Raw genomic sequence first — 14,803 nt, 5'->3', positions numbered from 1 at the left:
GCTGCCAAACTTACAAATCTGCCAATGGCGTATTTGCCCCACTCGTGCCCGCCTCTAACGCAGTGATGAGCGTACCGAGATCTCGTTCTAGCCGCAAAAGTGTTTCACCATCCAGCGATGCGAGCGCATCGGGCAAGACCCCTGCGAACGGAGCTGGTGCCTTATCGAGGCTGGTTTTACCAGCGTGAGACAGGGACATGCTGACCGCCCGGCGATCGGGGCCGCTTTTCCGCTGTTCGATCAATCCCTGCGAGACGAGTGCTTTTACTAGATTGCTCGCCGTGGTTTGGTGCACATCGAGTGCCCGCGCCAGCTCTCCGACTCCGATACCCGGCTGCTGCGATATGACACTGAGAGCCCATAGCTGGGATCCGCCAATGCCGGCTTGCTTCTCGACATTGCGGAAGTGGGTTTTCACGGCGTTAAAAACGATGCGGAATTGCCGGAGTACCTTAGTTGGTGAAGTCGGTTCGCAAGTAGTGGTGACAGTATGTTTCGGCGGCATGGCTATCATGATAGCTGAACAACGATTTCGGCGGGCGCCGCCCAGATAGTTGTTGAGTACATTTGACAAATTATATGGCAGCAAAGTATATTTGTACAAATGTAATTTGCACTGTTTCCAAGCGATAGCAGAGCCTGCCCAGGCTTTTTCATCCTCGTACCGGCGGGGATTTTTTTTAGGCGCGACGCCATCCCTCATGAAGACTAAGCACAACACCACTGCGGTATTTAACAGGGAATTCCGCAACTGGCGTGTCTGGGCCACCCGGGCCATCGTGGTTGCCACCGCGTGCGTCGCCGGCATGGCCGTCGTCGCATTTACCTGGTTAGGTGAACAGGCGCTTGATCGATTCATGGCGTTGTTTCATTTTAGATGGTGGGCGGCGCTGATCTGGACACCCTTATGCACGGCGGCGATCGTCTGGTTCACTCGGCGCCATTTCAGTGCCGCCGCCGGGTCCGGCATCCCGCAGGTGATGGCGGCACTTGATCCACTGGTGCCCGCATCCGCTACGGGGAAGCTGGTCTCTTTCCGGCTCAGCCTGGCTAAGGTGGCACTGACCACGTGGGGTTTGCTCGCCGGTCTTTCCCTTGGCCGCGAAGGCCCCTCGGTTCAAGTGGCCGCCGGCGTGATGCTCACAGCCCGCAAATGGCTGCCTGAGCGTTCGTCGATCAGCACGCACGGCTTACTGGTTGCCGGCGGCGCCGCCGGTATCGCGGCAGCTTTCAATACACCGCTGGCCGGTGTCATGTTTGCGATCGAGGAATTGTCCCGAACACCCGAACAGCGCAGCAGCGGCCTGCTCATGTCCGCCATCGTTCTGGCCGGCCTGATGGCCGTCTCCGTCTACGGTAACGCGACTTACTTCGGCATCATCCACGCCACAGGCATCGATCTCACTTTGTTACTTCCCGGCCTGCTGGTCGCCGTCCTGAGCGGTCTGGCGGGCGGTGTGTTCTCTCGCCTGTTGCAAGCATCGCTGGGTGGGCATGGTCGCGATTTGCTGTCGCGGATGCGGCGCGATCGTCCGGTGCTGTTCGCCGCGCTATGTGGCTTGCTGGTGGCCGTCATTGGCGTGGTCTCGGCCGGTACCACTTTCGGCAGCGGCTACACGCATACCCGCGATATGCTGGCCGGCCACGAAGCGGTGCCCGCGCTGTTCCTGTTGTTGAAGTTCGTGGCGACCTGGTTGACGACCTGGTCCGGGGTTCCTGCAGGCATTTTCGCGCCATCGCTGGCGATCGGCGCTGCGCTTGGCAATGATGTCGCGGTACTGCTGCATTCGCATCAGGGGACGGCGCTGATCGCGCTGGGCATGGTCGGGTTCCTGGCCGCCGCCACGCAGGCCCCTTTGACTTCGTTCATCATTGTCATGGAAATGGTCGACGGCCACGCAATGGTCTTGAGCCTGATGGCCTGCGCCATGGTCGCGCGCACCATCTCCAACGTGATCAGCGCGCCGCTCTACTCGGTGCTCGCACAGCAGCAACTGGCAGGCCTTGTTGGCCCCGATACGTCAAGGTTGGGCACGAGCGCCGTCACACCGGCCTAAGACAGGAACACAAGGGCCGCCGCCGCTTCAATCTAGTCCCGCATGATGTTTCCTTTTCGAAAACCCGCCGGTCCCTGTCGGTTGGAGCATCATTCCGGTATCATTCGGTATGAATAAGATTTCTTTCCATCCTTTTGTTATTGGTGTCGCCGGCGGAAGCGGCAGTGGCAAGTCAACCGTGTCCCAGCAAGTGCTCGCTTCGTTTGGCTCCGATATGGTCTCTGTCGTGATGCAGGACGACTATTACTGCGACCAATCCCATCTCACTCCGGAAGTCCGCCGCAAGCAGAATTACGACCATCCACAGGCTTTCGACTGGCCGCTGCTGGTACGGCACGTCCAAGCCTTGCGCAACGGCGAGGCGATCGAGATGCCGGAGTACGACTTCACGCTGGACAACCGCTCCAACCGGACCATTCCCGTCAAGCCAGCCCCGGTTATCGTGATCGAGGGGCTGTTTGCCCTGTATGACGCGGACTTGCGCAAGATGATGTCGCTGAAGATCTTTGTCGACACCGCCTCCGATGTGCGCTTCATCCGCCGCCTGCAACGAGATATCACCGAACGCGGCCGCACGGTGGAAAGCGTCGTCGGCCAGTATCTGGAAACGGTGCGGCCGATGCACCAGCAATTCATCGAGCCAACCAAACGCCATGCCGATGTCATTATTCCGCATGGCGCCAATGGCCCGGCGGTCGATGTGATCACGACCAAGGTGGCGAGCGTTATCGGCCAGTTGAAGCGACCATGAGTTTATCCTTGGGAATGACACGCATACCGCAAATTCTTCTTGCTGCCCTAATGTTATTGTGGGCAACTGCGACCCTTGGACGGGAAAACTCTCAGCTGATAGGCAAGTGGAAAATGCAAAGCTCCTCTGTCCAGTTCCCTGATAGTTGCCAATCTATGACTTTCCAGTTTCTTGCCGATGGAACGTATATTGGTGACGATGGAAGTATGGTGATGACGATGAAATACGAGATGGCTGAGACTGGCGGCGGGCTAGTGTTAAGTTTTTCTCCCCCGATCTCAGATAATGCGCACGCCAACTGCCAAGGGCTGTCGCCACAATTCGTACGCCAACACCCCCTACGAAAATCGCTGGTGCGATTCGACGACAGTACGGAACTAATGCACTTCTACTTTGGCCCAACAGAGCAGTCGCCGTACCTCGTCTTGATGAGACAAGAGTGATGCTCGTGTCGCCCAGCAGCAGACCTTGGGCGGGGGCGGAAGATGAAAAATAGTCGTGTATTCGTGCTTGCTGTTAGTTGGCGTTGCCTTGAGCAAGTGCGAGTCACCTGCCCACTATTTGGGCTCGCCAGGAATTTTCTCCTCAAAATCCTCCAAGAGCGTAGCTAGCTTTTGAAGCTCATCATCATCCGAGTAGTTACCCTCGACCATATTTTTTATAAGATAGTACTCTTCGAGCGATTTTATCCGCCCCCGTTTGACTATTTTCTTGTAGCTTCGGGAATACCTGCGGCGCAGTTCCGATAGTGTGATCAGACCAGAAGACGAGAACTGCAGGTCAACCTCCGCGACCCTGTCGATAGGCCAATCCATAGACATCTCGATCAAGTCGGTAATGGTTATGGCAAGTCCCCTGGCAGCATTCGTGCGCGAAATTTTCTCCGTCCTCTCCAAAACAGCCATTGGGTAATCCTCGGGTTTCAATCCACTGGGAATTGGGAGGACCAATGGCCATAGCGCGGCGAAACAGCGCTTCAGTTCGTCGTACTCATCGCGTCGAATTGCAGCCATCGGGATGCCCCTATTCGTGATTTTCACTACGGAGAAGTATAGCCTGACGAAGCCGGCATCAGAAACGGTAGCCCGCACTCACATTGACCGTGCGCTCGGCGTTGCGGTAGCAGAATCTGCCGTCGCAATCGAGCATAACCTGCTTGTCCAGCAAGTTGTTGAGGTTGACCGAGAAGCGCCACGCCCCTTGATCGATGCCGAGGGCCGCGTCGACCATGCCGAAAGCGGGATTGGTCAACCCTTCGTTGCCATAGTCCTGGTAGGAGCGGGCCTTGCCGTAGTAGCGCACGCCCAGCCCGGCATTGGCCAGCAGCGTATCGCTGAGCTTGAAGCTGTACTTGGTCCACACGGAGGCGCTGTGCTTCACCGCGCCCGGTTGCGACAAACCACGGTCGCCGTTGTTGCTCTGTTTGATCTCGGTGTCCAGGTAAGTGTATTGCGCCACGACGCTGAGGTTGCGCAGGATGTCGGCGCGCGCTTCCAGTTCGATGCCCTGTGACTTCACCTCGCCGCTTTGCACCAGCGCGTCCGGGTCCTGGGACGCGGCGGTGGTGACGTTCTTGCGCTCCAGCGTAAAGACCGAGGCCGTATAGCTGACGTTGGAATTGTCCGGCTGGTAGCGCAATCCGGCCTCCAATTGGCGGCCGGTGGAAGGCTTGAGCAGTTCGTCGTTGATGTCGCGGCCGATCTCGGGCGAGAACGAGGTCGCGTAGCTGACGTAAGGCGCCCAGCCGGAGTCGAACAGATAAACACCGCCCAACCGGCCGGTGGCCTTGTTGACGGATTGTTGATAGATCTGCGTCGAGGTGCCCGAGGCCGGCAGTTCGCGCGTGTTCGAATTCTCGGCACGGTCACGGCGCAGCCCTCCGGTGACAACCCACTTGTCCCATTTCAGCTGGTCCTGCAGATAGAGCCCGGTCTGTTTCAAGGGGAGGAGTTCGTTACGCGGCGCGCTCGATGCAACCATGGCCTGCTTCCCGCCGTAGACCGGGTCGTAGAGGTCCAGGTTCGGCATGGGGGTGATGCTGTACGGGTAGCGGTCGGTGGTTTTGTTGTCCGCATAGTCGAGTCCGAACAGCACGGTGTGTGCGAGGCCGCCCGTCTGGAAGCGCGACTGCAAGCGTGTATCGGCCTGCAGGCCGCGCCAGGCCGAGCTGCGCGGATAGAACAGGCGCGTGACCGAACGCCCGTCGGCTAGCAGAACGCGGGGGAATACGTTGGTCTCATCACGCTTTAGCTCGGTGTAGCGCAAGTTTTGCTGCACCGTCCAGATGTCGTTGAAGCGATGCTCGAACTCATAGCCGAGCGTATGGTTTTCACGTTCCCAGCGGTTGTCCCTGCCGCCGAGGTTCACACTTGGATCGGGCTGGCCCAGGGCGCCGGGATGTTGCAACTGGTTGCCCCAGGCGTAGGACTGGTCGTCCTTCTGGTACTGCGCCAACAGGGTCAAGCGGGTGTCGGCGTCGGGCTGCCAGGTCAATGCCGGCGCCACGTAGACGCGGTCGTCGCGATCCAGATCCAGCCGGGTGCCGGATTTTCGGCCCAGCATGGTGACGCGGTAAGTCCATTCGCCGCGCCCGTCCAGCGCGCCGCCGACATCCACTTTGATTTGCTTGCGGTCATAGGTGCCGTATTCGACGCCGAGCTCGCGCACGGCCGTCACCGAGGGGCGCTTGGAGACCGCGTTGATCATGCCGCCCGGCGGCGACTGGCCGTACAGCACCGAGGCCGGTCCGCGCAGCACTTCGAGCCGCTCCAGGCCGTACGGCTCTATCGGCGCGGCATAGGCGCGGCCGGAGGTCAGCAGGCCGTCGCGGAAGATGCCGGCGTTGCCCAGATCGAAACCGCGCAGCATCGAGAACTCATCCACCGCCCAGGGTTTCATGTTTGGCGTCACGCCGGCGGTGTAGCGCAGGGCCTCGTCCAGCGTCTCCACCTTGCGGTCGGCCAGTTCGTCGGCGGTGACCACCGATACCGATTGAGGATCTTCGATCAGGCGGCTATCGGTCTTGGTCGCCGTGGCGCTGCGCCTGGCGACGTAACCGTCGACATGGCCCAGGGCGACTTCGCGTTCCGCCCGCACCTCCACCGCCGGCAGCGCGACGGCGGCGTCCGGGCGCGGCGCGGCGATCGGCGTTGCGCCTTCCTTCAGGACGTAGCGGCCGTCGCCTTGCGGCACGGCATCCAGTCCACTGTCTTTCAGCAGACGGTTTAGCGCGTCCTGCGCCGCCAGCGTGCCTTGCAGCCCGGGGCTGGTCTTGCCGGCGGTTAGCGCGCCGTCGGCGGCGATGTACACGCCCGACTCGGCGGCGAAGCGCGCGATGACGGCATTGAGCGGACCTGCGGGGATGTTGTAGGACCGGGGCGAGGCGTCGGCGCAGAAGGCGAGGGCGGGGGCGGTTACGGCCAGCAGGCCAACCAGGGCGTGTCGTGCGAAATGGGATGTCATACGTACTTTCGGAAATGGGAAATAACTGTCTTCACTCTGCTTTCCGAGCAACATCCAAAAAAGGGAACCAATTCGTGAAACTATTTTTTCGCATCGTCCTCGCGGGCCTTGACCGTGACCCACCACGGCAGCACGAAACGCGCCCGTACCGGCAACGCCGCCTCCAGCATCGCCAGCGCCTGGTCGGTATCGCGCAAGGGGAAACCGCCGACCACGCGCAGCCCGGCGATGGCCGGATCGCAGCCCAGATGGCCACGACGGTAGCGCGCCAACTCGGCCAGGAACTGTTCCAGCGGCATGTCTTCGACGACCAGCATGCCTTGCGTCCATGCCTGGCGCGTGGCGGGCAGCGCGCTCGGCGTCGAAATGTCGCGGTGCGAAAACCTGACTTCCTGGCCCGCATCGATCACGCGCTGCGGCGCGGCCGCGCCAAACGGTGTGACCTCGACCCGTCCCTGGCTCACGCCCAATTGGGTATGACCATCGAACTGCCGAACCGCGAAGCGTGTACCGAGCGCGCGCATGCCGCCCTGGCGGCTGTGCACGACAAAGGGGCGGGGCGGCTGTTGCGTGTCCTGATGGGTTTCTATCAGCATCTCGCCCTTATGCAGCACCAGCAGGCGCAGTCCGCCGTCGAAACGTTCATCGACGGCGGTATCGGTATTGAGCCAGAGCTGGGCGCCGTCCGCCAGGATCACCTTGCGGCTTTCGCCGACGCCGGTACGATGGGACGCGCCCAGGCCGGCGATGGCCGCGCGCACGTCCTCCTGGCGTGCCAATTGCCAGCCCAAACCGGCGGTGGCGGCCGTCAACACCAGCGTCTTGATCAGCTTGCGGCGCTTGCGCAGTTGGTTGGCGGCCTGCAGCGCCGAACTGGCGGCTTCCGGTGCTTCCCTGGCGATGGAAACGCCCTGGCTGATGGCCTCGACCCGGGCCCAGGCTTGGCGATTGCCGGTGTCGCTGGCCAGCCAGTCCTGCCAGCGCCGTCGTTCGTCATCTTCGACCTTGCCGGAGCGGAGAACCGCGAACCATTCGGCCGCCTGCTCAAGTGTGGCGTACGGGATATCCTGCGTGGTGTCGTGGCTGCGGTGCATCGGCGGCTCCGGCTCCGCTCAGGACAGCGCGGCGCGGAACGAGGCGCCTGCGGCCAGGCAATGCAGCATGGCCTGGGCCATGTATTTTTTGACCATGCGCTCGGAGACGCCGAGCCGCTCGCCGATCTCGGCGTAGGTGAGGTCGTGCAGGTGCGCCAGCAGGAAGGCGGCGCGCGGTTTCTCGGCCAGGCTGGCGAGAATGCGATCGACCTCCATCAGCGTTTCCACGATGATGGCTTGGTGCTCGGCCGACGGCTGAACGGCCTCGGGGCGCTCCAGCACAACCGCCAGCCAGGCGCGCTCGATTTCCTCGCGGCGCCAATGGTCCACCACCAGGCCCTTGGCGATGGTGGTGAGGTAGGCGCGTGGACTGCGGCCCGCGTCCAGCGCACGTGGGCGGACCATCAGGCGCAGGAATGTGTCGTGGGTCAGGTCTTCGGCGGTGAAGGCGCATCCCAGCTTCTTGCGCAGCCATGCGTGCAGCCAGCCCTGGTGGTCGGCATACAGCGTGTGCAGCAGCTGTGGTTGTGCGATGGAGTCGAACCCCGCCATTTGATGTCACTCCGATACATGAGAATAGTTCTCATTATTATATAGCTATTGAGCCACATCAAGTAAAAATTCCCCGGCCGCCATCCGTAGCGCCGGCGGAGGGCGCTGGTCGGCGCCTGGACCACTGGCGTATCTCAACAACAACTGCGGAAGATTTTTGTTAAGTTTTGTAAGGTTTTGGCACATACCGTAGCGGCAGGGCGAGCTGCGGCGGCGCATTCCGCCCGTGGCGCGGCAGGGTCGGTAAGGAAGTGTAACGCCAGCGTTCTCGAAATCAGCGGGTCCCCTTAATAATCAACGGCTTGCGTATCTTTGTCGGCGCCCTTTGGCGGCTGCTAGAATCGGTTCACAGGTATCCGCCAAATGGTTTATACCGTTATTGTTCGCTCAGTTTCGCAACTTGGGCAAGCACGGAGCAACGCCGCTCCACCCCGGCGGTGTGGCTCTCCCTTTGCCGGCGTCCCGCCGGGCGCCGGCTTTTTCTTTGCGCTACCTTGTGTTTATACTAGGGACTCGATCGGACTGAATTCATCGGACAGGAACTGCATGCGCAAGATATTGATCGCGGAGGATGATCTCAAGGCGGGCACTCTGCTGAAAACCTATCTGGAGAAACACCAGTACGAGGTGACGCTGGCACAGGATGGCCTCAGTTTTCAAGCCGAGTTCTCGCGCCTGGCCGACCAGCTGTCGCTGGTGATCCTCGATGTGATGCTGCCCGATACCGACGGTTTCGCGCTGTGCAAGCTGGTGCGGCGCCGTTCCGATGTACCGGTCATCATGCTGACCGCCAGCTCCGACGAGGCCGACCGCATCGTCGGCCTGGAACTTGGCGCGGACGATTACATCGCCAAACCCTACAGCCCGCGCGAGCTGCTGGCGCGGATCAAGGCCATCCTGCGCCGGGCCGGTTTCGACAACCAGAGCGCGCCGCGCTATTACCGCTTCGTCGGCTTCACGCTGGATCTGCTGGAGCGCGTCGTTACCGACAGCGCCGGCATGCAGGTGCCGCTGACCGGCATGGATTACCAACTGCTGAAGTACTTCGTCGAACACCCGGGCGATATTCTCGACCGTGGCGTGTTATGCGAACAAACCCGTGGCCGCGACGCCGGTCCGCTCGATCGCTCGCTGGACGTCCAGATCAGCAAGCTGCGCCTGCGCCTCAACGACGACGGCAAGCAGCCGTCGCTGATCAAGACGGTGCGCGGCGCCGGCTATGTGTTCTCGGCCGATGTCGCGGCTTCGCCGGCGTGAGCCGGCAGGGATGCTGCGCGGCGCGGTGCTGGCTTGCTGCCTGTGGCTGTTCCACTGCTTGGCGGCCGGCGCCGTGCCGCATACCCTCAATTTCGAGCAACTGAGCGTCAAGGACGGACTGGCGCAGGAAACCGTCACCGCCATCGTGCAGGACCAGCAGGGTTTCATGTGGTTCGGCAGCCAGCATGGCTTGAGCCGCTACGACGGCTACCGCGTCACCGTCTACCGCACCATTCCGAACGACCCGCGCAGCCTGGCCGACAACTGGGTGCAGGTGCTCCATGTGGACAAGAAGAACCGCCTGTGGGTCGGCACGCGCGGCGGCTTGCAGCGCTTCGACCCGGCGAGCGGCGATTTCACGCGTTTTCCCTCCGTTGCCGATGGTCCGGAGCGCGCCAGGCGGCAGCAGGTGCAAGCCATCATCAACGACGGCTACGGACAGCTATGGCTGGGCACCAGCGATGGCTTGCGCCACTTCGATCCCGAATCGGGCCGCCACACGGTGCTGCGGCACGATCCGGCCGATCCCGGCAGCCTGGCCCACGACCAGGTCAACGCGCTGGCGCTCGATGCCGAGGGCGCGCTGTGGGTGGGCCTCAAGCAGGGCCTGGACCGGCTGCCCGCCGGCGGCACGCGCTTCCAGCACTTCCGCGTCGACACGCCCGCCAGGCCGAACGCGCCCCTCAACGAGGTGCAGCAGCTGCGTATCGACCAGCGCCAGGTGTTGTGGCTGGTGACGATGGATGGACTGGTCAGCTGGCGCCTGGGCGTGCCCGGCATGCCGCGCCACGTGTTCGGCCCGGCCGACGGCCTGGCGCCGGGATTGGTGACGGCGCTGGTGCAGGATCGCGACAATACGCTCTGGCTGGGCACCAACACCAACGGCCTGCATCGCTGGGACGCGGGCCTGCAACGCTTCGTCGTTATCCCGGCCGATCCGCAGCAGAGTGCCAGCAAGGAGGTATCGAGCCTGTTCCAGGACCATAGCGGCACGCTGTGGGTGGGCAGCTGGACCGCCGGCGTGCGCCGGGCCGACCTGGCCAGCGGTGGCTTCAGCCGCTATTTCCACATCCCCGGAGACCCGCACACGCTGCACGATAACCGGGTCTACGGCATCAGCGGCGATGGCAAGGGCGGCCTGCTGCTGGCCGGTATTGGCGGCATCGACCGGCTCGACCCGGCCACGGGAAAAATCACCCGGCTGCGCGGCGACGCCCGGCTCGAACGCCACATGCGCAACAAGGAGATCGTGCTGGCGGTGTACCGCGACGCGCGGGGCGTCACCTGGATCGGCAGCAGCGCCGAGCTGGGACGCTTCGATCCCGAGCACGGCACCTACACGGCACATGGCTTCAGCGGTCCCGACCCCAATAGCGGCTCGATCACGCACATCACAGCCGACCGAGCCGGCAACCTGTGGGTGGGCAGCCGTGGCGGCCTGCATTGTATCGACGCCGCCGGCGGTCCGGACCGCACCTTCCGCCACGAGGGGGGTAACCCCGCCAGCCTGGGGGACGACTGGGTGCGCATGACGGCGGAAGACGCCGATGGCGCCATCTGGGTCGCCACCGACAACGGCCTCGATCTGCTGGCGCCGGACGGCGGCGGCTTCCGCCATTTTCGCCACGACCGTGCCGATGTCGCCAGCATCAGCAGCGACCGCGTGCAGTCCCTGTTCGTCGACCGGCAAGGCATGCTGTGGGTCGGCACCAACGGCGGCTTGAACCGCGTGGTGCGGGGCGCCGGCGGCGCCATCGGCTTCCGGCGCTACACCACCCGCGAAGGCCTGGCGGACGACTCCATCGGCGCCATATTGCAGGCCGACGACGGCGCGCTGTGGCTCAGCACCGCCAACGGCATCTCGCGGATGGATACGGCGGCCGGCACGTTCCGCAACTACTCGGCGCGCGACGGCATGATCGAGGGCTTTTACTTTTCCGGCTCCGCCTACAGGGAAGGCGACGGCACCATGTACTTCGGCGGCGTGAACGGCCTGACCGTGTTCCACCCGGCAGCCATCCGCGACAATCCCTATCCGCCGCCGGCCGTGGTCACCTCGATGCGGGCCGGCGGCAAGCCGTTACCCGTCGGCGGCGCCGCGCTGCGCCTCGATCACGACGCCGCCGCGCTGACCTTCGAATTCGCGGCGCTGCACTACAGCGACCCGCCGCGCAACCGCTTCCGTTACCGCTTGCAGGGGTACGACCAGGATTGGACCGAGGGCGACGCCAGCAAACGGATGGCCACCTACACCAATCTCGATCCGGGCCACTACGAGTTCCAGGTGCGCGCCGCCAACAAGGACGGCGTCTGGGGCCAGCCGTCGCCGCCGCTGGCCTTCGACATCGCGCCGCCGTATTGGCAGCGCTGGTGGTTCCGGCTGGCGGTGGTGCTGTCGGCGGTGATGCTGGCGTGGGTCGGCCACCGCACGCGGGAGCGCATGCACGCCCGGCGCCGCCGCGAACTGGAGGTGCAAGTGCGTACCCGCACGCGGGAGTTGGAACAGGCGCAGACCCAGTTGCAGCGCTACGTGGAGGACCGCGAACGGCTGTTCGTCTCGATCTCGCACGATTTGCGGACACCGATCACGCGCCTCAAGCTGCGTTCCGAACTGCTCGACGACGACGCCGTCCGCGAGGAATTTCACGACGACCTGGACGACCTGGACATGATGGTCAAGAGCGCGCTGCAAACCGTTAAGGACAGCGACATCCACGAGAACGTCACCGCCGTGCGGCTGGATGCGCTGATCGGGCGCATGCTGCGCGGCGCCCAATTGGCAGGCCACCAGATCGGCTACACGCCGGCCGGACTGGCGGTGCGCGCCAAGCCGCTGGCGCTGAAGCGCGCGATCGGCAACCTGCTGGACAACGCGCTGTTCTACGGCGGCAGCGCCGACATCGCCACCGTGGAGCGCGACGGGGCGGTGCATATCCAGATCCGCGACCACGGGCCCGGCGTGCCGCCGGAACAGCTGGCACAATTGTTCGAGACGCACCTGCGGCTTGAGCATGGCCGTTCCCGGAACGCGGCCGGCCTTGGGCTGGGCCTGGGCATCGCGCGCGGCATCGTCGAAGCCAACGGCGGCACGCTGACGCTGGAAAATCACGCGGAAGGTGGCTTGATCGCCACGATCGTGCTGCCGGGCGCAACTAATTCGTAATGAATTGTGAGCCGCCCACGGGCGTACGCATGCGTTCTTGCGGCGTGCGGACCGCCTGTGTAAAGAAGCGTAAGCGCCATTACGTCTTTTTCAGGAATTATTTTTTATAATCAAACACTTACGTCTCGTATGTGCCGGCGTTGCTGGCGCCCTGGCGGCATGCTAGTGTCTGCTTATCCCTGATAAAAAGACATCGCCCATGCCCGTTGCCCAACCCGTACTGCCACGCCAACGCATCATCGCCATCGATGCACTGCGCGGCCTGACCTTCTTCGTCATGTTGTTCGTGAACTGCCTGTCCGGCGCCAACGGCATCCCATATGGCATTCATCACATGGCCGCCTCCTTCGACGGCATGAGTCTGGCCGACGTGGTGTTCCCGGCGTTTCTGTTCGTTGTCGGTACCTCGATTCCACTGAGCCTCAACCACCGGCTGGCGGTGCCGGATGGCACGCGCCAGACCTTGTGGCAGATCGCCACGCGGGCGTTCGGCCTGATTGTCATCGGCGTGTTCATGGTCAACACGGAAGAGGGCTACAACGAAGCGGCGATGGGCATCTCCATCACGCTGTGGGCCTTGTGTTTTTTTGCGGCGGCCTTGCTGGTGTTGGGGACCCGCAGCAACCGGGCGTTGCGCTGGCTGGGCGCGGCGGCGATCGTGGCGCTCGCGCTGGTCTATCGCGGCGGTCCCGATGGACAGGAATGGATGCAGACCTCGTGGTGGGGCATCCTCGGTTGCATCGGCTGGGCGTACCTGGTCGCCAGCATCGTCTATTTAGCGGGACGCGGACACCTGACCGTGCTGGCGCTGGCGGCGTGCGCCTGCGTGGCGTGGTTCGTGGTCAGCCGGGCGGTGGATGGCAACGGCGTGATCGCCATGCACGCGACCCATACCTGCATCGTGTTGTGCGGCGCGATGTGCGTGCTGCTGCTGTTCGACGGCGCACGCGGCGCCGCCGGATCGCCACGGCTGGCGGCGGGCGCGATGCTGGCGGTGCTGCTGGCGGTGGTGGCCTGGCTGCTCCATCGGATTTACCCGATCTCCAAGATCGGCGCGACGCCACCATGGGCGCTGTATTGCGCGGCGCTGTGCAGCGGCCTGTTCGTGCTGCTGTATTGGCTGACCGAGATGCGCCGGGTCACCCGTTGGACCGCGCTGGTGCAGCCGGCGGCCGCCAATCCGCTCGTAACCTATCTGCTGCCGGTGATACTGGCCACGCTGATGGGTTACCTGCATCTGCGGTGGTGGCCGGTGCTGATGCACGGCACGCCGGCCATCGCCTTCGCGCTGCTGTTTTCCGCCGTCGTCACGGCGGTGGTGGCTGTTTTGAACGCTTATAACTTTAAACTGAAACTCTAAGATGTCGAATTCCGCTTCCCCTCGCTATCTGGCGCTGGACGTATTTCGTGGCCTGACGCTGGCGCTGATGATCATCGTGAACACCCCGGGCGGCCCGGCCAGCTACGGCCCTCTCGAACACGCCCCCTGGCACGGCTTCACGCTGACCGACCTGGTGTTCCCATCCTTCCTGTTCGTGGTGGGCGCCGCCGTCAGTCTGAGCATGCAAAAGTTCAGCGGCCATGACGAGGCATACTTCCTCAAGCGCGTGGTGAAACGCGGCGCGCTGATTTTCCTGGTCGGCTATCTGCTGTACTGGTTCCCGTTCTTCACGCCTGAGCTTACGTTGGCGCCGTTCGACGGCACCCGGGTCATGGGCGTGTTGCAGCGCATCGGCCTGTGCTACCTGTTCGCCGCACTGATCGTGCGCTATGGCGGCATGCGCGGCGCGTTCGCGTTCAGCGTGGCCGCTTTGCTGGGCTACTGGTGGATGCTGGCGTCCTTCGGCGATTACACGCTGACCGGCAACGCCGCGCTGAAAGTCGACTTGGCGGTACTGGGCGAGTCGCATATGTATCGTGGCGAGGGCATCGCCTTCGACCCGGAAGGGATACTTAGCACCTTGCCTTCCATCGTCAATGTGCTGGCCGGTTACGCGGCGGCCGTCTGGCTGCGGCGTAAAGGCCCCGGCCTCGGCACGGTGGTTGCGCTGGCCGGGGCAGGGGTGGCATGCCTGCTGCTGGCGTATGGATGGGACGCGCTGCTGCCGATTAACAAAAAGCTCTGGACCAGCAGCTTTGTCGTCTGCACCGTGGGCTGGGACCTGATCATTCTGGCCGTGCTGGTGGCCGCGATCGACATGGCCGGCGTACGCTTCGGCACCTATTTCTTCGAGGTGTTCGGCAAGAACACCCTGTTCATCTACGTACTGGCCGACGTCGCGGTCGTCGTGCTGGCGCGACTGCACGTGGGCCCGGACACGCTGTACCACTGGTTGTACCAAACCCTGTTCCTTCCGTGGTCATCGCCGCTCAACGCATCCTTGCTGTTCGCGGTGGCGTTCATGCTGGCGTGCTGGCTGGTGGCTTACGCGATGGACCGCCGAAAAATCTACATCAAACTCTGAGG

12 protein-coding genes are annotated in these 14,803 nt (G+C 63.2%); 7 read left to right on the top strand and 5 right to left on the bottom strand.

Annotation, left to right across the window (positions count from 1 at the left end; genetic code table 11):
- Positions 1-10: 10 nt before the first annotated feature.
- Complete coding sequence (locus tag MRBLMU1_RS00625; RefSeq protein ID WP_363495471.1) at positions 11-703, bottom strand: MarR family winged helix-turn-helix transcriptional regulator; 693 nt, start codon at positions 701-703, stop codon at positions 11-13.
- Here MRBLMU1_RS00625 and MRBLMU1_RS00620 point away from each other — a divergent pair.
- The 3 genes from MRBLMU1_RS00620 (at position 702) to MRBLMU1_RS00610 (ending at position 3,251) form a co-directional block, all read left to right on the top strand.
- Entirely contained in the window at positions 702-2,057 is a 1,356-nt protein-coding gene (locus MRBLMU1_RS00620) for a chloride channel protein (RefSeq protein ID WP_363495468.1), read from the top strand. The two genes, MRBLMU1_RS00625 and MRBLMU1_RS00620, sit on opposite strands and share 2 nt — an antisense overlap.
- A gap of 109 nt (positions 2,058-2,166) precedes the next feature.
- Positions 2,167-2,808, top strand: coding sequence for a uridine kinase (gene udk, locus MRBLMU1_RS00615; protein ID WP_363495465.1), 642 nt, complete (start codon positions 2,167-2,169; stop codon positions 2,806-2,808).
- Positions 2,805-3,251 carry a hypothetical protein gene (locus MRBLMU1_RS00610; protein WP_363495462.1) on the top strand — a complete coding sequence of 149 codons (447 nt, stop codon included), beginning with the start codon at positions 2,805-2,807 and terminating at the stop codon, positions 3,249-3,251. Before udk ends, MRBLMU1_RS00610 begins: the two co-directional genes overlap by 4 nt.
- A gap of 114 nt (positions 3,252-3,365) precedes the next feature.
- Here the strand turns inward: MRBLMU1_RS00610 and MRBLMU1_RS00605 are convergent, their stop codons facing one another.
- From MRBLMU1_RS00605 to MRBLMU1_RS00590, 4 genes are all read right to left on the bottom strand, one after another.
- The gene (locus MRBLMU1_RS00605) at positions 3,366-3,899 is read right to left on the bottom strand and encodes a hypothetical protein (RefSeq protein ID WP_363495459.1); all 534 of its coding nucleotides are present in this window, start codon (positions 3,897-3,899) and stop codon (positions 3,366-3,368) included.
- Positions 3,880-6,270 carry a TonB-dependent siderophore receptor gene (locus tag MRBLMU1_RS00600; RefSeq protein ID WP_363495456.1) on the bottom strand — a complete coding sequence of 797 codons (2,391 nt, stop codon included), beginning with the start codon at positions 6,268-6,270 and terminating at the stop codon, positions 3,880-3,882. The genes MRBLMU1_RS00605 and MRBLMU1_RS00600 overlap by 20 nt, the downstream gene beginning before the upstream one ends.
- Before the next feature lie 80 nt (positions 6,271-6,350).
- A complete protein-coding gene (locus MRBLMU1_RS00595; RefSeq protein WP_363495453.1) occupies positions 6,351-7,364 on the bottom strand; it encodes a FecR domain-containing protein in 1,014 nt (337 codons plus the stop codon).
- An 18-nt stretch (positions 7,365-7,382) separates the two neighbouring features.
- Positions 7,383-7,916 carry a sigma-70 family RNA polymerase sigma factor gene (locus MRBLMU1_RS00590; RefSeq protein WP_363495450.1) on the bottom strand — a complete coding sequence of 178 codons (534 nt, stop codon included), beginning with the start codon at positions 7,914-7,916 and terminating at the stop codon, positions 7,383-7,385.
- Positions 7,917-8,462: 546 nt separating this feature from the next.
- Between MRBLMU1_RS00590 and MRBLMU1_RS00585 the strand changes: the two genes are divergently transcribed.
- From MRBLMU1_RS00585 to MRBLMU1_RS00570, 4 genes are all read left to right on the top strand, one after another.
- Positions 8,463-9,173: a response regulator transcription factor gene (locus MRBLMU1_RS00585; protein WP_363495447.1), complete on the top strand. Its 711-nt coding sequence runs from the start codon at positions 8,463-8,465 to the stop codon at positions 9,171-9,173.
- 10 nt (positions 9,174-9,183) lie between these two features.
- Positions 9,184-12,336 (top strand): ligand-binding sensor domain-containing protein, encoded by a 3,153-nt coding sequence (locus MRBLMU1_RS00580; RefSeq protein ID WP_363495444.1) that lies wholly within the window; start codon positions 9,184-9,186, stop codon positions 12,334-12,336.
- 199 nt (positions 12,337-12,535) lie between these two features.
- Positions 12,536-13,696: a DUF5009 domain-containing protein gene (locus MRBLMU1_RS00575; protein WP_363495441.1), complete on the top strand. Its 1,161-nt coding sequence runs from the start codon at positions 12,536-12,538 to the stop codon at positions 13,694-13,696.
- Between the two features lies 1 nt (position 13,697).
- Complete coding sequence (locus tag MRBLMU1_RS00570) at positions 13,698-14,801, top strand: acyltransferase family protein (protein WP_363495438.1); 1,104 nt, start codon at positions 13,698-13,700, stop codon at positions 14,799-14,801.
- The last annotated feature ends 2 nt before the right edge of the window (positions 14,802-14,803 follow it).

Origin of the sequence: Burkholderia sp. LMU1-1-1.1 (genome assembly GCF_040675865.1) — a bacterium.
Taxonomy (GTDB): domain Bacteria; phylum Pseudomonadota; class Gammaproteobacteria; order Burkholderiales; family Burkholderiaceae_D; genus Rugamonas.
This window is presented reverse-complemented; position numbering and strand designations above follow the sequence as displayed.

Coding starts and splice junctions, on each gene's coding strand:
- MRBLMU1_RS00575 (WP_363495441.1), top strand. CDS start 12,536: ATGCCCGTTGCCCAACCCGTACTGCCACGCCAACGCATCATCGCCATC.
- MRBLMU1_RS00600 (WP_363495456.1), bottom strand. CDS start 6,270: ATGACATCCCATTTCGCACGACACGCCCTGGTTGGCCTGCTGGCCGTA.
- MRBLMU1_RS00590 (WP_363495450.1), bottom strand. CDS start 7,916: ATGGCGGGGTTCGACTCCATCGCACAACCACAGCTGCTGCACACGCTG.
- MRBLMU1_RS00620 (WP_363495468.1), top strand. CDS start 702: ATGAAGACTAAGCACAACACCACTGCGGTATTTAACAGGGAATTCCGC.
- MRBLMU1_RS00595 (WP_363495453.1), bottom strand. CDS start 7,364: ATGCACCGCAGCCACGACACCACGCAGGATATCCCGTACGCCACACTT.
- MRBLMU1_RS00625 (WP_363495471.1), bottom strand. CDS start 703: ATGAGGGATGGCGTCGCGCCTAAAAAAAATCCCCGCCGGTACGAGGAT.
- MRBLMU1_RS00585 (WP_363495447.1), top strand. CDS start 8,463: ATGCGCAAGATATTGATCGCGGAGGATGATCTCAAGGCGGGCACTCTG.
- MRBLMU1_RS00610 (WP_363495462.1), top strand. CDS start 2,805: ATGAGTTTATCCTTGGGAATGACACGCATACCGCAAATTCTTCTTGCT.
- udk (WP_363495465.1), top strand. CDS start 2,167: ATGAATAAGATTTCTTTCCATCCTTTTGTTATTGGTGTCGCCGGCGGA.
- MRBLMU1_RS00570 (WP_363495438.1), top strand. CDS start 13,698: ATGTCGAATTCCGCTTCCCCTCGCTATCTGGCGCTGGACGTATTTCGT.
- MRBLMU1_RS00580 (WP_363495444.1), top strand. CDS start 9,184: ATGCTGCGCGGCGCGGTGCTGGCTTGCTGCCTGTGGCTGTTCCACTGC.